Annotated in this window: 21 protein-coding genes; all 21 read right to left on the reverse strand. The window is 65.7% G+C overall.

The annotated features are described in order from the left end of the window. Positions 1-38: 38 nt before the first annotated feature. The gene (locus ACJJVR_RS12385; RefSeq protein ID WP_405404974.1) at positions 39-1,535 is read right to left on the reverse strand and encodes an amidohydrolase family protein; all 1,497 of its coding nucleotides are present in this window, start codon (positions 1,533-1,535) and stop codon (positions 39-41) included. Continuing rightward, positions 1,532-2,188, reverse strand: a complete 657-nt coding sequence (locus ACJJVR_RS12390; protein WP_405404976.1) for an aspartate/glutamate racemase family protein — start codon at positions 2,186-2,188, stop codon at positions 1,532-1,534. The genes ACJJVR_RS12385 and ACJJVR_RS12390 overlap by 4 nt, the downstream gene beginning before the upstream one ends. Beyond that, positions 2,185-3,078 (reverse strand): polysaccharide deacetylase family protein, encoded by an 894-nt coding sequence (locus ACJJVR_RS12395; protein ID WP_405404978.1) that lies wholly within the window; start codon positions 3,076-3,078, stop codon positions 2,185-2,187. The genes ACJJVR_RS12390 and ACJJVR_RS12395 overlap by 4 nt, the downstream gene beginning before the upstream one ends. Further along, positions 3,075-3,974: a polysaccharide deacetylase family protein gene (locus tag ACJJVR_RS12400; protein ID WP_405404979.1), complete on the reverse strand. Its 900-nt coding sequence runs from the start codon at positions 3,972-3,974 to the stop codon at positions 3,075-3,077. Before ACJJVR_RS12400 ends, ACJJVR_RS12395 begins: the two co-directional genes overlap by 4 nt. Next, positions 3,971-4,768, reverse strand: coding sequence for a BtpA/SgcQ family protein (locus ACJJVR_RS12405; protein WP_405404981.1), 798 nt, complete (start codon positions 4,766-4,768; stop codon positions 3,971-3,973). Before ACJJVR_RS12405 ends, ACJJVR_RS12400 begins: the two co-directional genes overlap by 4 nt. Continuing rightward, positions 4,765-5,742: a carbohydrate kinase family protein gene (locus tag ACJJVR_RS12410; protein WP_405404982.1), complete on the reverse strand. Its 978-nt coding sequence runs from the start codon at positions 5,740-5,742 to the stop codon at positions 4,765-4,767. Before ACJJVR_RS12410 ends, ACJJVR_RS12405 begins: the two co-directional genes overlap by 4 nt. Beyond that, positions 5,739-6,845 (reverse strand): SIS domain-containing protein, encoded by a 1,107-nt coding sequence (locus tag ACJJVR_RS12415; RefSeq protein WP_405404983.1) that lies wholly within the window; start codon positions 6,843-6,845, stop codon positions 5,739-5,741. The genes ACJJVR_RS12410 and ACJJVR_RS12415 overlap by 4 nt, the downstream gene beginning before the upstream one ends. A 17-nt stretch (positions 6,846-6,862) precedes the next feature. Next, entirely contained in the window at positions 6,863-7,666 is an 804-nt protein-coding gene (locus ACJJVR_RS12420; protein ID WP_405404985.1) for an ABC transporter permease, read from the reverse strand. Further along, a complete protein-coding gene (locus ACJJVR_RS12425; protein WP_405404987.1) occupies positions 7,663-8,580 on the reverse strand; it encodes an ABC transporter permease in 918 nt (305 codons plus the stop codon). Before ACJJVR_RS12425 ends, ACJJVR_RS12420 begins: the two co-directional genes overlap by 4 nt. Further along, a complete protein-coding gene (locus tag ACJJVR_RS12430; RefSeq protein ID WP_405404989.1) occupies positions 8,573-9,619 on the reverse strand; it encodes an ABC transporter ATP-binding protein in 1,047 nt (348 codons plus the stop codon). The genes ACJJVR_RS12425 and ACJJVR_RS12430 overlap by 8 nt, the downstream gene beginning before the upstream one ends. Further along, positions 9,616-10,476 (reverse strand): carbohydrate kinase family protein, encoded by an 861-nt coding sequence (locus ACJJVR_RS12435; RefSeq protein ID WP_405404991.1) that lies wholly within the window; start codon positions 10,474-10,476, stop codon positions 9,616-9,618. Before ACJJVR_RS12435 ends, ACJJVR_RS12430 begins: the two co-directional genes overlap by 4 nt. After that, positions 10,473-11,552, reverse strand: a complete 1,080-nt coding sequence (locus ACJJVR_RS12440; protein ID WP_405404993.1) for an SIS domain-containing protein — start codon at positions 11,550-11,552, stop codon at positions 10,473-10,475. Before ACJJVR_RS12440 ends, ACJJVR_RS12435 begins: the two co-directional genes overlap by 4 nt. Next, positions 11,549-12,592, reverse strand: a complete 1,044-nt coding sequence (locus tag ACJJVR_RS12445; protein ID WP_405404995.1) for a PotD/PotF family extracellular solute-binding protein — start codon at positions 12,590-12,592, stop codon at positions 11,549-11,551. Before ACJJVR_RS12445 ends, ACJJVR_RS12440 begins: the two co-directional genes overlap by 4 nt. A 25-nt stretch (positions 12,593-12,617) precedes the next feature. After that, the gene (locus ACJJVR_RS12450; RefSeq protein ID WP_405404996.1) at positions 12,618-13,661 is read right to left on the reverse strand and encodes a PotD/PotF family extracellular solute-binding protein; all 1,044 of its coding nucleotides are present in this window, start codon (positions 13,659-13,661) and stop codon (positions 12,618-12,620) included. Positions 13,662-14,244: 583 nt separating this feature from the next. After that, positions 14,245-15,033 carry an ATP-binding cassette domain-containing protein gene (locus ACJJVR_RS12455; protein ID WP_405404998.1) on the reverse strand — a complete coding sequence of 263 codons (789 nt, stop codon included), beginning with the start codon at positions 15,031-15,033 and terminating at the stop codon, positions 14,245-14,247. After that, positions 15,030-16,004, reverse strand: coding sequence for an ABC transporter ATP-binding protein (locus ACJJVR_RS12460; RefSeq protein ID WP_405404999.1), 975 nt, complete (start codon positions 16,002-16,004; stop codon positions 15,030-15,032). The genes ACJJVR_RS12455 and ACJJVR_RS12460 overlap by 4 nt, the downstream gene beginning before the upstream one ends. Continuing rightward, on the reverse strand, positions 16,001-17,554 hold the full coding sequence (locus ACJJVR_RS12465) for a gamma-glutamyltransferase family protein (protein WP_405405001.1): 1,554 nt from the start codon (positions 17,552-17,554) through the stop codon (positions 16,001-16,003). Before ACJJVR_RS12465 ends, ACJJVR_RS12460 begins: the two co-directional genes overlap by 4 nt. Further along, entirely contained in the window at positions 17,551-18,441 is an 891-nt protein-coding gene (locus ACJJVR_RS12470) for a polysaccharide deacetylase (protein ID WP_405405004.1), read from the reverse strand. The genes ACJJVR_RS12465 and ACJJVR_RS12470 overlap by 4 nt, the downstream gene beginning before the upstream one ends. Further along, a complete protein-coding gene (locus ACJJVR_RS12475; protein WP_405405006.1) occupies positions 18,441-19,241 on the reverse strand; it encodes an SDR family NAD(P)-dependent oxidoreductase in 801 nt (266 codons plus the stop codon). Before ACJJVR_RS12475 ends, ACJJVR_RS12470 begins: the two co-directional genes overlap by 1 nt. Before the next feature lie 23 nt (positions 19,242-19,264). Further along, complete coding sequence (locus ACJJVR_RS12480; protein ID WP_405405007.1) at positions 19,265-20,107, reverse strand: ABC transporter permease; 843 nt, start codon at positions 20,105-20,107, stop codon at positions 19,265-19,267. Beyond that, entirely contained in the window at positions 20,104-21,030 is a 927-nt protein-coding gene (locus ACJJVR_RS12485) for an ABC transporter permease (RefSeq protein WP_405405008.1), read from the reverse strand. Before ACJJVR_RS12485 ends, ACJJVR_RS12480 begins: the two co-directional genes overlap by 4 nt. Positions 21,031-21,042 lie beyond the last annotated feature (12 nt).

Consider the following 21,042-nt stretch of genomic DNA (forward strand, 5'->3'; position numbering starts at 1 on the left):
ACAAGCCCCGATCCTGATGGTGGCCTGGGCTGAAGTAACTATCGCCAGGTGCCATAGTAACCCCGAACCAGATCAAGCGCGGTGTCGGCCAGTTCGGCGATCTCGTCGTCCGTCTTTGTCCGGGGGCGCAGGTGCCACTGACGCAGGCGGTCCAGCTGTTGCTTGTGATCGACCGTGACAAAGGCGCCATCGACAAAGATCCTGCGACCGGCGACCAGAACCTGAAGGACGGCGTCGGATTTGGCGCGGCGAAGCAGTACGTCGGCAAATCCGGTACGGGGGTCCTGCCAGGGATAGGTGACACGGTTCCAGTCCAGCACCACCAGATCGGCGGCCTGCCCAACAGCCAGGCCGCCGATCCGGTTGCGAAACGGTGTCGTTGCGGCGCCATGCTGGGTCGCCATGCGCAGGATCTGGGCGGCCGTGGGGGCGGGGGCATCGTGCCCTGCGGGGCGATGCAGCGTCAGCGCCAGACGCATTTCCTGCAGCATGTCGCGATCGTCGTTGATGCCGGCCTCGTCGATCCCCAACGCGACCGGAAGGCCAGCGGCCAGAAATGCGTTCAGGTCGGCCGTACCGCTTTTCAGGCGCAGGTTCGATGAACAGTTGTGGCACAGGCAGACGCCTTTCCGTCGGCACAGCGCCAGATCATCGTGGTCCAACCAGACGCCGTGGCCGATGGTCAGGTCCGGTCCCAGAAGGCCGAACCGGTCGATCTGTTCGACGGCACTGCCACGACCCCGACGCGCCGCATAGTCGCGTTGATAGGGCGTCTCCAGCAGGTGCATGTGCATGGGTGCACCGGTTGCGTCATGCAGGCGTGCAGCCATTTCCAACCCGGCATCCGACAGCCAGTGCAGGTTCGCGGGCGCGATCTGGACCGCGACGCGGTCCTTGTCACGATACGTCTTGCGAAGTTCGTGAAACACCTGGGCCTGATCATCCAGGTTCAGGCCAAAGCCTGCCAGGTACCGCGCCGCGATCGGGCGCATCGCGGCCGGCAGAAGATCAAGAAAGACCTGATCGTCGTCGTACAGGATGCGGTTCTGATCGCGCATCGCAAAGGAATAGCTGACGCGCATGCCAAGGCGGTCATAGGCCCCGATGATCTGGTTCGCCCGATCCAGCACGGCGGCGACATCGCCCGGCGCGCGGCTGTGCAGGTGCTGGACGGTGGTGACGCCGGACGCGACCATCTCGAATCCCGAATAGAGCGTGTCCAGATCGGGCGGCACGTCGCGCATGCGCAGGCGTTCGGCAAACCACAGTTCCAGCGGTTGATCCTGTGCGCCCATCTGGAAAGGCGTGACGCCGACATGGTGATGCGCATTGATCAGGCCCGGGATGATCGCCGTTCCGGCGCCGCCGGTCTGATCGGTGTCAGGGTGCTTGCGTCGCATGGCGGCGGCGGTCCCGGCATCGGCAATCAGGCCATCCCGGATGACAAGCGCCGCGTTCTCCAGCAGGATCGGTTCACCGTCACGATCGAACCCCGTCAGGATGGTGTCGGCAGCGATCAGCAGTGGTTGCGTCATGTCGTCATGTCCCTGTGTTCGATACGCGCGCGCACAAGACGCATTGCGGCGGGAATGGGCTGGACGATCGGAACCGGAACGTCCCCGGCGATGGCCTGTGCCGCCTGTGCCAGCGGCCCGCCCCCTATGATCACCGCGCCGATGGCGGGATCGGCCGCCAGCGCCGCGAGGGCCGCATCGCGCAGCGCCTCGCGCAGGCGGTGGGGATCGGCCGTCAGCGCCACAGGATCACCCGGCGTGATCCAGCACCCCGCATAGGCATCCAGATAGCCAAGATCGCGGGCCCGCTGGTCTATCCGGCCAATCAGTTTCGGAGTGGTGGTCACGACCGCGAACCGTGGCGCCAATGCGCGCGCCTCGATCATGGCGGCTGCGGCGATGCCGATCACGGGCACCCGAAGGCTGCGGGCCAGCATGGCCTGACCGGGGTCGCCAAAGGCGGACACCACCACACCGTCGTATCCGGCCAGCTGCGGCAGCAGGGCCATGACGGCCAGTGCGGCCTGATCCAGCGCGGCAGGCGTGGTGATCAGCGACGCACCCGAGGCGGCAGTCAAGCCGTCGATCCGGCCTGTGAAATGCGATGCGGCGATGCGAACCATCTGCTGTGTGGTGGCGGTGCTGGTATTGGGATTGATCAGCGCAACGCTCATACGCGGACCTGATCGGCAAAGCTGCGGGCGATCTGGGCACGGGTGCCGATGAACAGATCGTCGCGTCTGCGCGCCAGTTCCGCCAGTACCCCCGTAAAGGCCGGGAAACGACCGGGACGGCCGCAGATGCGCAGATGAAAGCCGATATTAAGCAGGCGCGGCTGGTCGGCACGGCCCTCGGCCATCAGAACGTCCAACGCGTCACAAACATAATCGACCATGTCAGAGGCGCGGACAAATCCGTTGGGATGAAAGAACTTCATGTCGTTGCTGTCCAGCGCATAAGGCACGATCACCAGACCGGGGTGGGCCGCATCGCGATACGGCAGATCGTCGTCGAAACCGTTCGACGTATAAAGATACCCGCGCCGAGCCAGCAGATCGCGCGTCCACGGACTCTCGGCGCCGCGGCAAAAGAACCCCGATGGGCGTTGACCGGTTGCGGCGTGAATGGCGTCCTCGGTCCGGGCCAGCGCGGCTTCTTCGGCATCGGCGCTGTCGAAATCGGCATGCGGACGCCACAGCCAGCCATGCGATGCGATTTCGTGGCCGTCGCGCGCCAGTTGTCTCAGACCAAGCGGCGCGCGTTCTGCGGCGCGTCCGCAGGCAAAGATCGTCGCCGGGATGGCATGATCGCGCAGCGCCTGCGCCATCCGCCACAGGCCCGCGCGCGGCCCATAGGCAAAGATCTGTTCCTGACCCGGATCTGCGCGACCCGCGGGCACGACGCTGATGACCTCTCCCATCCGTTCGGACGACGGGTCACCGTCGCCGACCTGCATCTCGGCGCCTTCCTCGTGGTTCAGAACGACCGACACGGCACAGCGATGCCCGCCGGGCCAGCGGATGTCGGGCCAGACACCGCCATATCCCTGCAGATCGCGGTTCATGTTGACGGGCTCCAGCGCGGCAGGCCACAGGCCGTGCGCCAGTGATGGGCGATCTGGTCGCGACGTGCGAACCAGGCGCCTTGATGGCCCAATGCGTGGTCCAGGAACTGCTCCAGCCCTGCGATGCGGGCGGGGCGGCCGATGATGCGGGTGTGCAGGCCGATGGACAGCATCCGTGGCGCATGCGCCGATTCCTTCAGCAGCCGGTCAAACGCCGCGATGCAATAGCGCGAAAAGTCCTCGGCAAAGACAAATCCGCCCCGGTTGAAGAACCGCATGTCGTTGGTGTCAAAGGCATAGGGCAGCACGACATGCTGTCCCTGCAGCCAGGGCAGGTCATCATTATAGGCGTTGGAATCATACAGAAAACCGCCCTGTTCCCGCAGCAGCGACCGCGTATGGTCCGACGTTGCCGACCGCGTGTGCCAGCCGACCGGCGGCGTTCCCGCAGCCTGCGTGATGGCGGCGACCGTGCGGGCAATCACATCGGCCTCAAGGTCGCGATCCATGCCGACATGGCGTTCCCACCGCCAGCCGTGGGCGGACACTTCGTGCCCGTCGGACACGGCCTCGGCGGCGATCCACGGCGTGCGGGCGATGGCCCGACCGCAGGCGTTCAGCGTCGCGGGGACGCCGCGTTCGGCCAATACGGCGCGGATGCGGGGCCAGCCTGCACGGGGGCCGTATTCAAAATGGCTTTCCATGCAGGGATCGGTGGCGTCATGCACCTGTTCGACCGCCTCATAGATATGCTCGTTCGCTTCATCGCCATCGCCAAGGCTCAGTTCGGCGCCTTCCTCGATGTTGACGACGATCGATACGGCCAGCCCGGCGCCTCCGGGCCAGCGGATGTCGGGCCGTGGGCGGGCAGGCGCAAAGTCGCGGCGGTCCGTCATGCGGGCGTTCCGTCGCGCACCGTATCCATCAGGCGGGCGATCAGGTCGTGGTCCCACCGCGCAGACAGCCCCCCCTGTCGCGACATCAGCGAGGTCGATACGATCGCCCCGTCGGCCGCCGCCAGAGCCTGCAAGATGTTGCCCTGATCCACGCTGCCGCCGATCAGGATCGGCCGGCTGACACCCGCCTGCCGCGCCGCGGTCACCCTTGCCACGCTGTCGGCAAAGCTGGTTCCGGTCAGCACCAGCGCATCCGCGCCGTATTTCTGTGCCGCCACCGCAGCCTGCGACGGGTCAACGTCGATCAGCGGGCGCGATGTCCGGTCGAACACGTCGGCCATGATCGCGATGTCATCGGCGCGCAGGTGATGGCGATAGGTGGCGGCGCGCACGGCCAGGGGATCACGGGCGCCTTCGAACGTCATCGCGGCGCCGACAAAAACCTTCAGGCGCACGAAATCGGCCCCTGATGCGCGGGCGATGGCCAGTGGCGCCTCGGCGTCATGGGCTTGCACGATGATGCCAAGCGACATCTGCGGAAACGCCCGTTTCAGGCTGCGACCGATGGCGGCGGTCAGTGCGATCGTTTCGGGGGCGGCGGGACCCGACTGGCGTGTCTGATCCTGCAACATGATGCGGCGCATTCCGCCTGCGACGAACGCCTCGGCATTCCGAAGGGCAAAATCCTCCAGCTGCGACAGGGTCAGGTCGCGGTTCACCGACAGGTCGGGCAGGTGCAGCGCACCGATCACCAGGGGTTCGTTTGCGGAATGGGTCAGGGCCGGGTGGGTCATGGAAACCTCTCTTTCATCGATGTTTCAGCGTGGTGCCCGATGCGGGCCAACAGATGATCCAGCCTGTGATCGCGCTGTTCCGGTGTCGCGGCCAGCAACGCGTCCGGCCCGAAACCTTCGACCGCAAAGGACGCGGCGACGGTGCCCATGCAGGCCGCAGTCACGGGATCCCTGTCCAGCAGCAATCCCGCTAGAAATCCGCCGCAAAAGCTGTCTCCGGCCCCGGTGGGGTCCAGGGCGGTCACGGCAAGCGCAGGAACCGTGGTCAGGCCCCCATCGGCCAGGCGCAGCAGCACGCCTTCGGCGCCCAGCTTGACAAGGGCCAGATGCGCCCCGCCGTGATGCAGGGCCGTCAAGGCCGCAGCCCGGTCATGCCCGGGTGTCAGGATCTGCAGCTCTTTCAGGCTTGGGATCACGGCGGTGACGGCGGCCAGGATCTGCGCGCTGCGGGGATGGGCGGCCAGATCGCCGGCGCGTGCGCCGGGGTCCAGCGTGATCTGCGCGCCGCGCATCGCAACCGCCAGGTCCAGCGTTGCCCGAGGATCGTTGCCGGCCAGATGCACCCCTTTGGCCGCCCGCCATTCGGCCGGCACGTCAGTCGCGCCAATGGGATGGCTCCGCCGAAAGGTGGGAAAGTCGGGATCGGAATCGCCGTCATCGGGTGACGACATTTCGTCCCGGCGTGATCCGTCGCATGCGTAAACGAACCATTCTGGCCCGCGAACACGAACATGCGATCTGTGGATTCCGTCGGTCAAAAGGCCGGCGTCCCGCAGTTGTTTCAGCAGGCGGGGGGGATAGTTTGCGGGAACATGTCCCACGATCCCCACCCGGTGCGCGCCCAGCCACAGGCGCAGACCGGCTGCGGCATAGACCGCGTTACCGCCGAGGGCGTTCTGGTTCACGGTGCCGCTGGCCGTCACGACGCTGTCGATCAGGATACCGCCACACGCGATCGCAATCGGTGCGGTCATGATGGTTCGATCAGGTTCGACGGTGCCCCCAGACCCATCTCGGCACGGATTACCGCCAGATGATAGGCCAGCAGATGCAGCGGCGCGATCGAGACCAGCGGTTCGAACCCTGCGGGCAGGGGTGGCAGATGAAGGCAGTGGGCGCGGGCCTCGATATGCGGGGCGGGGGCGGACAGCACGGCAATGACCGGGGCCCCTGCATCCCGGGCAACCAGCACCGTGTCCAGAGCGCGTTCGCGGGACGCGGGATCGGTTGCGATCACGATGACCGGATCTCCGCGTTTGAACGATCGGTAGTGGTGGACCTCTTCCAGCGGCAGGGCAAAGGCATGGATGGGAGACAGTTCGCGGATCTTGGCCGCGCCGATCCCCGCGGCGGCAAAGTTGGGACCAAGGCCGGTGGTCAGCACTAGATTGGCGGGTGCGATACCACGCGCCAAGGTCTGGCAACGGTCATCCAGGCCGTCGATCTGTGCGTCGATCATTTCCGCCAGGTCGTCCAGCAGACCCGTGTGGCTGCCCTTTTGTCCGATGCGGGCTGCGATCTCGACCAGCAGCGCCATGGTCGCGGATGTCGCCTGCGTGGGCCAGCCGCGCCGGGTGGCACGGACCATCAGCGACCGGTCGCATGCCTGGGTGATCGGGCTGCCTTCGGTGTTGGTCAGACCCAAGGTGGTCGCCCCCTGCCGTGCCGATGCGGCCATGGCATGCATGACCGCAGGGGTGCTGCCGCCCGAACTGATGCCGATGGCCAACGTGCCCGGACCGACCGCCAGCGAGGGATAGTGCGCGTGGTCCAGCGCCTGTACGGCCAGAACCGGCAGGCCTGACGCGGCCTCCATCGCGTGGCGCATCGCCATGCCCGAGAACCAGCTGTCGCCACAGCCAAGGACGGCGATCTGCCGGAACGGCGTAGCGGCAGCCATCCGGCCCAGCGCGTCAAGACCCGGTGCGGCACTGGTCAGCGTGTCGCGGATCGCGTTGCCCTGGCCGCTCATTTCGTCGCGGGTGCGTTGGACGCGGCCCAGGCGCGCCTCGTTGTGGGCGTCGTCGCGCGACGGTTCGGCAGTCAGCGCCAGCAGGCGTGCAGTAAAGTCTGTCATCGTATCGTCCATGATTGTCATCGCCCGATCCGGTCCAGCCCGATGGTGCGGGCAAGGATGACCAAGACGATCAGTGAGAACCCGATCTGCAGCGCGGAAATTGCCGCGATCATGGGGGTGCTTTCGAACTGCACCAGATAATACAGCTCGACCGGCAGGGGCCGTGCCCTGACATCCGACGTGAACAGCGCCACCGTGACGTTGTCGAACGCCTCGATGAAGGTAAACGCCGCCGCCGCGATGGCCGACGGTGCCAGCTGGGGCAGCGTGATGCGAAAGAACGTCTGCGCGCGCCCGGCACCCAGATTGGCGCTGGCCTCGTCCAGGCCGGGGTCCAGTGCGGCCAGCCGGGCCATGACGATGCGCACCACGAACGGAAGGCAAAAGACAGACAGGCTGACGACCAGCATCAGGTCGGACTGTCGCCATGCGAAATAGGCGCCAAAGAACAGCGTGGCGATACCGATCACCATGCCCGGCATCATCTGAGGCGACAGCAGGAAAGCGTTCAGTGCGCTTTTGCCACCGAACCGTCCCCGGATCGCCGCAAAGGCCGCCGGGATCCCCAATGCAAGGCACGCCAGCATGACCAGTCCCGCGATGCGCAACGATGTCAGGAATGCGTCCATCAGCTGCCGGTTCTGAAAGACCTCGCCGTACCAGCGCATCGAGAACCCGGATGGCGGAAAGGCGATGTAGCCGCGCGGTTCGAAAGAGATGGCGATGACAATGATGCTGGGTCCGACCAACAGCAGGATCGACAGGCCGGCCAGCGCGATCAGGACCACCTTGCCGATGCGATCAATGGGCGACTGTGTCATCTGGGAACCTCGCTCCACCGGGTCAGGCGTGCGCCGACCGTGGTGATCAACAGGATCATCACAAAGCAGCTGCCCAGCAGCAGCGTGGCCAACGCGGCACCCCGCGACCAGTCCAGCACCACGATGGTCTGCTCATAGACCTGAACGGCCAATGTGGAGTAGTTGCCTCCACCCAGCAGTTGCGGGATGATGAAGTTGGTATAGGACACCGCAAACACCAGCGCGAACCCCGCGACGATGCCCGGCAGGCTCATGGGGACGACCACCTTGAAAAAGGTCGCGACCTGACCCGCCCCAAGGTTCAGTGACGCTTCCTCGAACCGGCGATCGCGTTCGGCCAGCACGGCCAGCAGCGGCAGGATCATGAAGGGCAGGTGGATCTGTGTCATCCCGATCAGCACCGCCATCGAGGTGTTGAGGATCTGCAGCGGCTGGTCGATGAGGCCCGTCGACAGCAATGTCTGGTTCAACAGTCCGCGCCGACCGCCAAGGATGACGATCCACGCATAGGCGCGCACAAGGGCCGAGGTCAGCAACGGAGAAATGATCGCCACCAACAACAGCGTGCGCCAGATGCCCTGCACATGGCTGAACGCATAGGCGACCGGATAGGCAAGGATCAACGTCAGGGTCGTCGCCACGGCCGCCACCCAAAAGCTGCGCCATGTCAGCCGCCAGACCAGTGGATCGGTCAGCACACCGGCCATGTGTTCCAACGTGACGCTGCCATCCGCGACCTGTCCACGGTCCAGCGTCACAAAGCCGAACCCCAGCAGTGTCACGATCGGAGCGACAAGAAACACGGCCAGATAGACCAGCGCGGGCACGGCTGGCCAAAAGCCGCCGCCCTCCAGAATGCGCCGGCGCCAGGACATGCGGCGGCGGGGCAGGGCTGTCGTTGTCGCATCAGACATGGGCGGCCTCGCCCGCCAGAACGATCGCGCGATCCGGCGATCGCAGGCGCAGCGTGACGTCCGTCCCCTGTGCCAGCGGTCCCGCACCCGGCGCCCGCGCGACCGAGACGCGCAGGGCGTCAGGCATGCCGCAATCGACCTCGTATTCGATGGTTGCGCCCAGGGCCGTGGCAAAACCGATGCGGCCCGGCCAGCCGGTCGCGGTGCCGGGCACCACCTCGAAATTCTCGGGGCGCACGATCATCACGGCGGGTCCATCGGCGCGGGGTGTGGGCACCGGCTGCGGTGTCTGCGTCTGTCCGGAGCGGACCTGAACCGGCATGATGTTCGCACGACCGATGAAATCGGCCACAAAGGACGTCGATGGTTGATCATAGATGGACAGTGGCGGTGCCAGCTGTTCGATCCGTCCGCCATGCATGACCGCAACCTTGTCCGACAGGATCATCGCCTCGGCCTGATCATGGGTCACGAAAATAGAGGTGATGCCGATCCGGTCGATCAGCTTGCGCAATTCGACCTGCATGGTCAGACGCAACTGCGCGTCCAGCGCATTGAAAGGCTCGTCCAGCAGCAGAACCTTTGGTTCCAGCACCAACGCACGGGCGATGGCCACGCGTTGCTGTTGGCCGCCCGACATCTGCTTTGGATAGCGGCCGCCGAAGTCGGACAATGCGACCAGACCCAATGCCTCGTCGACACGTCGTGCGATCTCTGCCCGGGGGCGACGGCGGATGGTCAGGCCGTAGGCCACGTTCTGTGCGACGGTCAAGTGCGGAAACAAGGCATAGTTCTGAAAGACATACGCCACCTCGCGCCGGTTGGGGGGCAGCATGGAAATGTCGCGCCCCCCCACCATCACACGCCCCGCATCGGGTTCGACGAACCCTGCGATACTGCGCAACAGCGTGGTCTTGCCGCAGCCGCTGGGCCCCAAAAGGGTCACCACAGAGCCGCTCTGGGCCAACAGAGTGCAATCGGTCAGCACCTGCAGCTTGTTATAGCGTTTCGACAGCCGGTCGATTTCCAGATCGCTCATGGGATCTCCTCCGAAAGGGTTTGTTCGGGCACGCGCAGGCCAAGACCCGATGGCCCCAGACCGGAAACAGCCATTGCGCCGATGGCCATGGCGGAACGCGCGGCGGCAAACGGGGTCATGCCCCGGGCAAGGCCTGCGGCGATGGCGCCGACGACGGCGTCCCCGGCACCGGTCGGGTCCACGACATGGGCGGGATGGGCGGGGATGCGCCGCAGGTCCGTGCCCTGCACGATCACCAATCCCTGCGCACCGCGTTTCTGTATGATGACTGTCCCGCATACCGCCAGCGCCAGCGCGGCATGATCGTCGTCAAGGCCGGGGCACAACAACCGCGTTTCCTCGCAGCTGGGCGCAAAGACGGTCAGGCGACCCAGCACCGCGATCAGTTCGGCGGCCTGTGTGCCGGCCACCCATTCCGACGTGTCCGCAACGACCGGACGGTCACCCGCGGCGTCCAGAATGGCTGCCAGCACGCTGACCGGCATCGGGGTCGCCACCATGACCCGACCATCGGCGCCCAGCGGGTCGGGGCGATGTGCCAGCGTCGCGGCCAGCCAATCCTGGCGACCGAAATGGGGTGATTGGCGCGCCCCCAGCCCGTGCCGGATCTGTGTCCGGCGGGTCGGATGGGGGCGGTGCGCAACACGATGTGTTTCGATGCCGCAACCCGACAGCGCGCCCGTCCAGTCGTTGGGCCAGTCCGGTCCGACGCTGGCCACGATTGCGGTGCTTGCCCCGCCGCGCAGCGCGCCAAGGGACGCATAAAGTGCGGCCCCGCCGGGTTGTTGCGCCGCGACCCCGTGGCCATGCGACAAGGTATCAATGGACAAATAGCCCAGAACGGCGACGTCGGTCATGTTCCGGTGCCCAGCAGGGACCGTCGTGTCAGCATGCGGCTGGTGCGGAACCGGGTCTTGTCCGCTTTCAGGTGCAGGCGGCGGTTCGGGTCCAGACCGTCGGCGGTGCCCACGGCATAGGCCAGATGTTGCAGCCCCGGCAGGTGGCACAGCCCCGCTGGACCCGCCTGCGGTACCGTCAGGCGGAGCGTTGCGCGCGTGACCGGTGCATCGTCGCAGTCCAGGGCCAGCGTCCGCGTCCCCATCTGCGCCAGCGCATCGGCCGAGGCATCGGCATAGTCCGCCTCGGTCGCACAGGTGGCGATCAGCACGACCAGATCACAGGGTGACATTGTCCAGAACTGGCTGTGGGCGAACTCTTCCAGTTCGGCGGTCCAGACGGGACGGGCGGCGACCTCGACGCATTTGGCCGCGCCATAGCGCGCAAGGCCAAGCGTGGCGCCCGATGCCAGATACCGCAATCCCGTGATGGCGTTCAGGTCGATGCCGGTCATCATCCGATCGGCTGCGCTGTTGGCAGCCGCCATCGCAGCCGCACTGTCGCCCAGATCGATGTGGGCACGCCCCGACAGTCCTGAAATGACCGCCAGCAGCGCCGCAAGGGTCGCGGCAAAGCTGGATGTACCGCACAGGAACGGTGCCAGATCGGCCAGATCCATGGACCAGCGGTCGGGCACCAGTTGCGCCAGGCGCCCACCATCGCCATTGACGATCGCCAAAAGGCGACAGCCCCGGTCGCGCACCAGCTGGGCGGCCTCGACGGTGCGGTCGACATTGCCGGACATCGACATCAGCACGGCGACGTCGCCGGGTTGGACGCGATCCGGCTCGACCAGCAGATCCATCGGACCGACGGCCTGCCAATTCAGACCCGCCTGCCGCGCGGTCTGCGCGACGGCCTCGGCGGCGAACAGCCCGTCGCCGCAACCGATCACCCAGACACCGCCCGCCGGACCGTCCGCGGCGACGGTTGCCGCACGGTCGTGCAGCACGGCCAGCCTAGGGGAAAGTCCGCACAGGATATCGGGCTGACGCCCGATATCGTTCTTCATGAACAGATCCGCAGCCTGCATCATGAATATGTCCGATCAAAGCGGTCGACGATCTCGCCCCGCTGCGGGGCGATGACGGACCAGTCCACCGTCAGCAGGCTGGCCAGGGCCTCGGGCGTGGTCGGGGTGTATTCGGCGGCCGATGCGGGGACCTCGACACCCGCGACGGTCGGGCCAAAGAAATAGGGCTTATCCGCTGCCCGGGCCTGATATTCGGGCGACAGCAGGCGGTTCATCCATTGATGCACCAGATCGGGATGCTGCGTCCCGTCGATCTGCGATGTGATCGACAGCACGACGATCGGTCCCGGATCGGGCATCACGAACCGGATCGGCAGCCCCTTGCCGGCCGCGCCGGCCGCGTCGTTGTTCCAGATCGGCGCCATCGCGATTTCCTCGCGTTCCAACATCTGGATCAGCTGCGACGGCGACCGACCGATCACGGGCTGCAACTCCTCCAGCGCGGCCCAGCCCGGTTCCAGATCGGATTCCGACCCACCGCGCAGGCGCGCCAGCGCCACCAAGGCCCCAAGCCCCAGGTTCGACGATGCCCGCGGAAAGCCCACCATCCCCTTCAGTTCAGGCGCGAACATGTCCTCCCACGACGTCGGCGGCGTTTCGACAAGCGCTTCGTTATAGGCGATGCCGATCAAAGAATAGCTGGTGGGCACGCCATAGCCGTTTGCAAGCTTCATGAATGTCGGCTGGATGTTTGCGGCGTTGGGAACGGCCGCGACATCCAGGGGGACGATGTATCCCTCGGTCTGCGCGATCATGTGCGGCGGCTCACCGTTGGGCATGACGTCATAGGGTGAAAAACCCTGCGCGGCCTTGATCTGGGCAACGATGTCCTGGCTTTCACTGGGCACCAGCCGGACGGTCAGACCGGGAATGTCGGCCTCCATCCGGTCGGCCAGCCAACGATGCGGTTCCTGCAACTGGCCGGCAAAGCTGACGACAATCAGTTCGCGTGCGGATTGGGCGCGGACAAGGCCGGGCATTGCAAAGGTGGCGGCACCAAGCGCGGCACCTGTGCCCAGGAAACGACGACGGGAAATGCTCATGGGGTTCATCCTTTCGATGACGGGATCAGATCGAGAATTCGCGGTCAAAGCGGTCGACCAATTCGGATCGCTGCGGCACGATCCTGGTCCAGTCGATGGTCTGCAGCGCGGCGATTTCAGCGGCCGAACCGGGTGTGAACGCCGCCGCCTCGGGCGGGACGGTGACGCCCGTCACCGTAGGGCCAAAGTAATATGGCGCAGCTGCCGCGTGGGCCTGATACTCTTTGGACAGGATGCCGTTCAGCCATTCGGCGACCAGTTCGGGATGCGCCGATTTTCTGAACCCCGAAAAGAACGACAGGATCGCCACAGGCCCGTCATTCGGTTTCACAAACCGGATGGGCAGGCCCATCTGCGACAGCCCGGCGGTGTTGTTGTTCCACAAGGGCGCAATGGCGATTTCCTCGCGCTCCAGCATCTGGGTCAGGGCGGCGGGCGACCGCGCTGCACGGGGGGACAGTTCCTTCAGCTTCTGCCAGCCGATCTCCAGATCGTCTTCGGAGCCGCCGAATGTCTTTGCCGCCTGAACCAGCGTGGCCAGGCCCAGGTTCGACGACGTCCGCGCAATGCCGACCTGCCCGGCAAAGCGGGGCGACCACAGATCGGCCCAGCTTTCCGGCAGTTCCGGAACGACATCCGTATTCACGGCAAGTCCCACCAGGGAATAGGTCGCAGGCACCCCGGCGCCCTGACTTTTGGTGACGAACTGTGGCAGCGCATTCGCCAGATTTGGTATCTGGCCGTCATCGCGTGCCGCCAGATAGCCCTCGGACAGACCGATCAGGTGCGGGGGTTCATCGTTGGGCCCGGCATCATAGGGCACATGGCCCTGTGCCGCCTTGATCTGGGCCACGATGTCCTGGCTGTCGGACGGCACAAGCCGGATGCGCAGGCCGGGATGGCGCGCCTCCATCTGGTCTGCCAGCCAGCGGTGGGGCCCGGACAGCGCCCCGGGATAGGTGACGATCACAAGCTCGCGGCTGTCCTGTGCCAGCGTCGGAAACCCCGACGCAGCCATGACAGCACCCGAGCCGACCATGCCAAGCATGGTTCGACGGTTCAGGTCCATGCCTGAATCTCCCTGTTGAGGATGATGAGAACGATACAGCGGAGACCCAAAGCCGCATTGCGGCGCGTCCATTCAGAATCTGTCAGTCGTGGGAATCCGTAGGTCGGGGCAGCCCCGATCAGTGCCTGTCGTTGCCGATGGTGTGCAACAGCGTAACATACAGGCGGCAGGAACGCGACTTCCAGCTGGGAAGACGGCGCCGAGATTTGCACGCCGTGAGCGGGCTGCAGCAGCCGCCCAGATCAGCGATTCTCATGGCGACGGAATGTTCCATAAATTGATCCAACCAAAGAATGCTTTGCCACGCAAGCGTGAACCAAATGCCATCCGCTCTTTCGCACGCGGCCATCTGATTTTGCCTCAAACATCGGCATCACCAATGTCATGACCGGCCCATGGCGGCACGGATCGGGGATGACGTCCCGGCATGGTCACGCACCACTGGTATGGCTGGTATTCCGATACGGGAACTGGTCGCCGTGCGGCGGGGTGCGGCCCGTGCACCGTGGTACAACCCGACACCGTTTCGTTCGCGCAGCACCGGTTTGCGATCATGCGGCCGTACGATGGCCGTTCATCACCATCACAGTTTGGGAACCGCAGCCAGAAGCTGTCGGGTATAGCTGTGGCGGGGGGCCTGAAAGATGGCGTCCGTCTGACCCTGTTCGACGACCTTCCCGGCCTGCATGACCAGGATGTCGTCGGCAATGTGGCGAACGACCGACAGGTCATGCGAGATGAACACATAGGCCAGCCCAAGGCGGGCCTGCAGATCCAGCAACAGGTTGAGGATCTGGGACTGGATCGAGACGTCCAGTGCTGACACAGCCTCGTCGCAGATGACCGCCTGCGGTTCCAGCACCAGCGCGCGCGCGATGACGACGCGCTGCTTTTGTCCGCCCGAAAATTCTCGCGGCAGCTTGCCGGCCGAGGATTGGGGCAGACCCACCAGATCCAACAGCTCTGCCACCCGCGCGCGGCGTTCGCGGGCATTGCCGACCCTGTGGATCTGCAGCGGCTCGACGATGCTGTCATAGGCGGTCATGCGAGGGTTCAGCGCCGAGGCGGGGTCCTGAAAGATGATCTGTAGCCGGCGCATGGTCGCCATCTTTTCGGTGGGTGACATCTGCGCGCGGTCGCGCCCGTCGATCATGATCTGCCCTTCGGTCGGGTCCTGCATGCCCATCACCGCATATCCGGTCGTGGATTTGCCGCTGCCGGATTCGCCGACGATTGCCACGGTCCGTCCGGGCATCAGATCGAAGCTGACACCATCGACGGCGCGGACGTGGTCCGTGACCCGACCCAGCAGCCCCCCGCGTACCGGGAAATGCACCTTGAGGTCGCGAACAGAGACGATCGGATGGCTCATGTCAGCTCCGTTGCGATGCGGTCGTGATGCCAACAGGCGGTCTGGTGACCTGACGCGACCGGGGCCAGCGGCGGCGTGTCGGTACGGCAGCGATCCGTGGCCAGGGGGCAGCGGGGGTGAAACCGACAGCCATCGGGCCAGTTGCGGATGTCCGGCACCGCCCCCGCGATGGCGGGCAGGGCGACCTTGCGCGGTCGGTCCAGGCGCGGGATCGTACGCAGCAGCATCGCGGTATAGGGGTGTCGTGGCGCTGCGAAAACCTGTGCGACCGTGCCTGTTTCGACGATCCGTCCGGCGTACATGACCGCCACGCGGTCCGCGCTTTCCGACACCACACCCATGTCGTGGGTGATCAGCAGAACAGCACTTTTGGTTTCCTGACGCAGATCGGCCATCAGCTCCAGGATCTGTTTCTGGATCGTCACGTCCAGCGCCGTCGTCGGCTCATCTGCGATCAGCAGGGTCGGGCGACGGATCATCGCCATGGCGATCATCACCCGTTGGCACATGCCACCCGACAGCTGGAATGGATATTGACGGGCACGCACCTCGGGGCGGTCGATGCCGACCCGGACCAGCATGTCCAGCACCCGGGCGTTCACCGCCGGATGGGTCAGGGACCTGTCACGGCTCAACGCCTCTGCAATCTGGCGCCCGACAGGCATCAGCGGGTCCAGCGAGGCGACGGGCTCCTGAAAGATCATCGCAAGACGATCGCCGCGCAGACGGTTCATCCGGCGTTCGGGCAGCGTGTCCAGCCGATCGCCCTGCAGGTCGATCCGGCCGCCAGTCTGGCGGGCGACATCCGGCAGCAGGCGGATCAGGCCAAGCGCGGTCATGCTTTTGCCGCATCCGGATTCACCGACCAGCGCAAGCGTCTCGCCCGCCGCAATGGACAGCGATGTGCCATCCACCACCGGCCGGCCATCGATCTCGATACGCAGGTCGGTACAGGACAGCACGACGCTCATGGTTGCGGCTCCGCGGCGACGGCGGCGGACCAGGGATGGTTGGGGTGGACCATCCCCTGCAACAGCCCGTCGGGGCGGCGTTCGACCGCACTGGGGATGGCAAATTGCACGGGATACAGAATGTCGTCGACCACCTGGACATCATGGTTGCGCGCGATCAGGCCCGCCGATTGCTGTGGCGCACGACGGTCGATGCGAACGCGCGGGTCCGACGCATCCAGGCGCGGATGCGACAGCGCTTGTCCCAGGTCCATGCCATGTCGCAGCCGGAATGCCAGCAACTGCGCGATCGCGGGCATGATCTGCCGTCCCCCGGCAGCGCCCATGGCCAGCACGCCGCCGCCCGGCATTTCGGCCAGCACGGGACACATGTTGGCCAGCGGCTGCACACCCGGGGCCAGGGCGTTCGGCGTCCCCGGTCGCGGGTCGAACCACATCATGCCGTTGTTCAACAGCACGCCCGTGCGCGCCGACGTCACCTTGGACCCAAAGCGCGACAGCAGCGTGTTGGTCAGCGACACGGCGTGCCCGTTGGCGTCGATGACCGACAGATGCGTGGTGCACCCCGGATCGACATTTGACCCTGCATGGCCGCGCTGCGTCAGGCGCCGGGCATAGGCGCCGCGGATCGCATCGGCAAACGCCGCATAGTCCTGCGCCTGCGGTACGTCCCCGGACCGGTCGTCCAGCCGCGCCAGCACATCCAGCAGCGCGGGACCGCCCGACAGGCCGGGCACCGCCAGGACGGTCCCGCCCGCCCAGGCCTGCCGCAGCGGTGTACCCCATCGCGGACGATAGGCGTGCAGGTCATCGGTCCCCATGCAGCCGCCCAGATTAGCGATATCGGCGACCAGATCGCGCGCGATCTGGCCGTCATAGAAATCCCGTGGCCCGGCACTGGCCAGACGCCGAAGGGTCGCGGCCTTTTCGGTCAGGGGCAGACGTCGGCGCGCACCACCTTCGGCCAGCGAGGGCGCGCGCCCGTCCGGCAGAAAGATCCGCGTCGAGATCGCATCGGTCAGCAGATTGCCCGCGTCGATGGACAGGCACAGGGCGGTGAACCAATCGACCTCCAGCCCCTTGTCGGCCTCTTCGATCGCGGGGGCCAGCGCTTCGGCCCAGCTGATAGTACCATGCGCCTCCAGTGCCTCGGACAGGCCCGCGACGGCGCCGGGCACGCAGATCGAATGGACGCCGATCAGGTTCTTTTGTCCCTGAACCTGCGGCCAGTTGAACCAGTCGTCATCACGGCCGGGTACCAGCGGATAGTCCTGCGGGCGCAGCGCGCGTGGCGACATCATCGAGAAATCCAGGCTGCGTGCCGATCCGTCGCGACCATCACGCCACAGCAGAAAGCCGCCACCGCCGATGCCGCTCAGCCAGGGTTCCACCACCGACAGGACCAACGCCGTCGTGACGGCCGCGTCCATCGCATTGCCACCGCGTGCCAGCACATCTGCGCCGGCCTGTGCGGCCACCTTGTGCTGAGCGGCAACCATGCCGTGACGCCCCTGGACCATCGTCTTGCCGGGTTCCCATGTCGAGGTCATGCGCCTGTCTCCGATGCGGTTTGACCCAAGGCCGTGTTCAACGCCTGCAGTCCCGGTTCGGCCATGAAGCGTCCCTCGTTCGCGGACAGGTGCCAGTCGGCGATCTGTGCCGCGGTCGCGAACCAGACGTCGTCTGCAGCCACGATATCGGCCAGCAGCCGTTCCAGCATCATCACGCGCTGTGCACGCCCCGAGATCCAGGGGTGCACAGTGATCATGAACAACTGACCAAAGCATCGGCCAGCCTGGAATTCGTCGCGCCATCCGGCCTCGACCGCGCGGGCGGGTTCGGGTGGCCAGCGGTCGGCACCGCCACCGACGAACTTGAAATAGATCGCATCATCGATCTGCCACTGCACCGGCACCTGGACCAAACCACCGATCTGATAGGGGTGATCATAGCCCATCAACGAACTGTCATAGCGCAGACCCCGATCCCGGAGGGCGGCCAGCATCGTGGGCGTCATTTCCCATGCCGGGGACCGAAATCCGGTCGGAACCACCCCTGTCTGGGCGTGAAACACCTGCAACGACCGGTCCAGCGCGGCCTCGAACCGGTCGTCCGTCGTCTCTGATACCAATTCGTGCAGATGCCCGTGCAGGCCGATTTCATGGCCCCGGTCGAACAGCGCGGGCAAAAGGCCGGGGTTCAGTTCCGCGACGACCGACGGCACATAAAAGCTGCCCTTGACGCCGACGCGATCCAGCATGTCCAGAATGCGCCAGATCCCTTCGCGCGGGCCAAAGCGACGCTGTTCCAATTGGCCCAACGTGGACGGCAGGCCCGCACGGTTCGCCCAAAGCCAAGGCGCCTCGGCATCGACATCGACGCTGAAACATGCGGCCGACCGCTTTCCCTCTGGCCAGATATAGCGGGGGCGGTCCATCACAAGGCCTTCTTCTTGTCCTGATGCACCAGGATCTGGCCCGCCGACCCGCCGCCGTCGACCGACAGTGTCGCTCCGGTGATGTAACTTGCGGCATCGGATGCAAGAAACATCACCGCCGCCGGGGCGTCCTCGTACCGCGAGGCACGGCCCAGGGGGATCGAGCCTGTCACAGCCGTCACATGCGCGTCCGTCAGCGGACTGGCGGTGCTGCCGGCGGCAAAGCCCGGCTCAACCGCGTTGCAGCGGATGCCATATTCCGCCAGCTCGACCGCAAAGCCTTTGGTCAGCCTGTCCAGCGCGGATTTGGAAATGGAATAGGGTGCCGCCGTGGTGCGCATCTTGCGCGATGCCCCGGACGAGATCATGACGATGTTGCCGTGGACCTCTTGCCGGACCATCTGGGTTGCGATGCCGCGGGTCAACAAAAACGGCGCGCGCAGGTTGATGTCAAAGATGCGGTCCCATTCATCGGCATCCACATCCAGCAGGAACCCACTGGGATAGACGGCGGCGTTGTTCACCAGGATATCGGCCGCCCCCCATTCGCGACCGACCATCGCCACCAGATCGTCGATCGATGCCGCATCGGTCAGTTCGGTCACATGGCTCAGCGCCGGGCGCTGAAGCGTCGCCATGACATCCGCCATCGCCCCCTGATCGCGGTCCGACAGCAACAGCGTGGCACCCGCCGCGTCAAAGGCCTTTGCGATCCAGCGACCGAAAATGCCGGCGGCACCGGTCACGATCACGCGCTTGCCGCCAAAGTCGGCGCCGGGCAGGGGCAGGGGTCGGGTCATCGGATGGTCCTTTCGAATGCGGTTCAGCGTCTGCCTTCGACGACGTCGCGGACGTGATCGCCCAGGACGTTGACCGACAGGATCAGAAGAAACAGGAACAGGCCCGGAAAGACCGCGATCCACCAGGCCGTGGTGACGTAGTTGCGCCCCGCCGACAGGATCGCGCCCCAACTGGGCGTCGGTGGCTGTACGCCAAGGCCCAAAAAGGACAGGCCTGCCTCGAACAGGACCATCAGGCCGAATTCCAGCGTGACGACGACCATGATCGGGCCGATGATGTTGGGCAGGATATGGCGCAGCAGGACGCGCAGCGTGGACGCCCCCATGAAACGCGACAGCCGGACATATGGCAGGTTCATCAGCCCCAGGGTCTGACCATAGGCGATGCGCGCGTAGCGCGGCCAGCGTGTAAAGGCCAACACCGCGATGACATTGATGAATCCCGGTCCAAGGATGGCGACAGTGATGATCGCCAGCAGGATCGCGGGGACCGACAGCACGATATCGGCAACGCGCATGATGATGGTGCCGGTCCAGCCACCGGACCAGGCCGCGATCATGCCCACCGCCGTGCCGATGGTACCGCTGACCAGCACGGACAGCGCCGCCACCGTCAGCGACACCTGTGCGCCGTAAATCAACCGGGACAACAGATCGCGCCCCAGTTCGTCCGAGCCCAGCAGGTAGGTGATGCCCCGCACGTCGGCCCCGGGCGGGCGCAGGCGCCCCAGCAGGTTCTGGGCCTCGGGGCTTTGGGGTGCGACCCAGGGTGCCAACACGGCCGCCAGCGAAAGCGCCGCCAGAAACGCCGCAAAGATCCACAGCCGCGGGGGCAGCCAGCGGACAAGGCGGGCCCGGGCGATCATTTGCCCCCCTCCAGCCGGATGCGGGGATCGACGGCGCTGTACAGCAGGTCAGCCGCCAGATTGAGGCCGATCGACACCAAAGCGCCCAGCAGCACGATGGCCTGAACAATGGGAAAATCGCGCGCGGCGATCGACTGGATGGTCAGCTGGCCAAGGCCGGGCCAGGCAAAGACCGTTTCCACGATGACCGCCCCCGACAAAAGGTTGGCGATTTCCAGCGCCGCGATCGAGATCACCGGAATGGCACTGTTGCGCAGCGCGTGCCGGCGCACGGCCTGGCCCATGGACAGGCCCTTGGCACGGGCGGCGCGCATATACGGTTTGGACAGTTCATCCAGAACTGCGGTCCGGGTCACGCGGGCAAAGGTCGCCATGCTGAGCAGCGACAGGCAGATCGCGGGCAGGATGACGCTTTGCGTTTCGCGCGCGCCCGAGGCGGGCAACCAGCCCAGGGTCACGGCGAACAGCAGGATCAGCAGGACCCCGCTCCAGAATGTCGGCAGGCTTTGACCGGCCAGCACAAAGGCCATGCCGATCCTGCTGAGCGGGTGGTCGCGGCGCATCGCCATGAAAACCCCAAGCGGCGCGCCAATCCCCAACGCCAGCGTCAGCGCGGCGCCCGCCAGCCAGATCGTGTAGGGCAGGCGCGACCCGATGATGTCGACCACCGGAACCTGCTGGACGATCGACCGCCCGAAATCGAACCGCGCCAGATCCGACATGTAGTCGGTGAACTGAACCAGCACGGGTCGGTCAAAGCCCAGATTGACGCGCAGCGCATCGATGGCCTGCTGGCTGGCGCCCTCGGACACCATCAGCAGGACAGGATCACCCGCCAGTCGCTGCAGGAAAAAGATAAGCGCCGTGACCCCAAGGATCGAGATCACGGCCTGCATCAGCCGCCGGATCAGAAACCGGCTCATTGCGCGACCTGT

Source organism: Paracoccus sp. Ld10 (assembly GCF_045064235.1).
Lineage (GTDB): Bacteria > Pseudomonadota > Alphaproteobacteria > Rhodobacterales > Rhodobacteraceae > Paracoccus.

Bases quoted from the DNA above. Each gene is read 5' to 3' on its own strand.
- ACJJVR_RS12385 (WP_405404974.1), bottom strand. From the start codon at position 1,535: ATGACGCAACCACTGCTGATCGCTGCCGACACCATCCTGACGGGGTTC.
- ACJJVR_RS12390 (WP_405404976.1), bottom strand. From the start codon at position 2,188: ATGAGCGTTGCGCTGATCAATCCCAATACCAGCACCGCCACCACACAG.
- ACJJVR_RS12395 (WP_405404978.1), bottom strand. From the start codon at position 3,078: ATGAACCGCGATCTGCAGGGATATGGCGGTGTCTGGCCCGACATCCGC.
- ACJJVR_RS12400 (WP_405404979.1), bottom strand. From the start codon at position 3,974: ATGACGGACCGCCGCGACTTTGCGCCTGCCCGCCCACGGCCCGACATC.
- ACJJVR_RS12405 (WP_405404981.1), bottom strand. From the start codon at position 4,768: ATGACCCACCCGGCCCTGACCCATTCCGCAAACGAACCCCTGGTGATC.
- ACJJVR_RS12410 (WP_405404982.1), bottom strand. From the start codon at position 5,742: ATGACCGCACCGATTGCGATCGCGTGTGGCGGTATCCTGATCGACAGC.
- ACJJVR_RS12415 (WP_405404983.1), bottom strand. From the start codon at position 6,845: ATGACAGACTTTACTGCACGCCTGCTGGCGCTGACTGCCGAACCGTCG.
- ACJJVR_RS12420 (WP_405404985.1), bottom strand. From the start codon at position 7,666: ATGACACAGTCGCCCATTGATCGCATCGGCAAGGTGGTCCTGATCGCG.
- ACJJVR_RS12425 (WP_405404987.1), bottom strand. From the start codon at position 8,580: ATGTCTGATGCGACAACGACAGCCCTGCCCCGCCGCCGCATGTCCTGG.
- ACJJVR_RS12430 (WP_405404989.1), bottom strand. From the start codon at position 9,619: ATGAGCGATCTGGAAATCGACCGGCTGTCGAAACGCTATAACAAGCTG.
- ACJJVR_RS12435 (WP_405404991.1), bottom strand. From the start codon at position 10,476: ATGACCGACGTCGCCGTTCTGGGCTATTTGTCCATTGATACCTTGTCG.
- ACJJVR_RS12440 (WP_405404993.1), bottom strand. From the start codon at position 11,552: ATGATGCAGGCTGCGGATCTGTTCATGAAGAACGATATCGGGCGTCAG.
- ACJJVR_RS12445 (WP_405404995.1), bottom strand. From the start codon at position 12,592: ATGAGCATTTCCCGTCGTCGTTTCCTGGGCACAGGTGCCGCGCTTGGT.
- ACJJVR_RS12450 (WP_405404996.1), bottom strand. From the start codon at position 13,661: ATGGACCTGAACCGTCGAACCATGCTTGGCATGGTCGGCTCGGGTGCT.
- ACJJVR_RS12455 (WP_405404998.1), bottom strand. From the start codon at position 15,033: ATGAGCCATCCGATCGTCTCTGTTCGCGACCTCAAGGTGCATTTCCCG.
- ACJJVR_RS12460 (WP_405404999.1), bottom strand. From the start codon at position 16,004: ATGAGCGTCGTGCTGTCCTGTACCGACCTGCGTATCGAGATCGATGGC.
- ACJJVR_RS12465 (WP_405405001.1), bottom strand. From the start codon at position 17,554: ATGACCTCGACATGGGAACCCGGCAAGACGATGGTCCAGGGGCGTCAC.
- ACJJVR_RS12470 (WP_405405004.1), bottom strand. From the start codon at position 18,441: ATGGACCGCCCCCGCTATATCTGGCCAGAGGGAAAGCGGTCGGCCGCA.
- ACJJVR_RS12475 (WP_405405006.1), bottom strand. From the start codon at position 19,241: ATGACCCGACCCCTGCCCCTGCCCGGCGCCGACTTTGGCGGCAAGCGC.
- ACJJVR_RS12480 (WP_405405007.1), bottom strand. From the start codon at position 20,107: ATGATCGCCCGGGCCCGCCTTGTCCGCTGGCTGCCCCCGCGGCTGTGG.
- ACJJVR_RS12485 (WP_405405008.1), bottom strand. From the start codon at position 21,030: ATGAGCCGGTTTCTGATCCGGCGGCTGATGCAGGCCGTGATCTCGATC.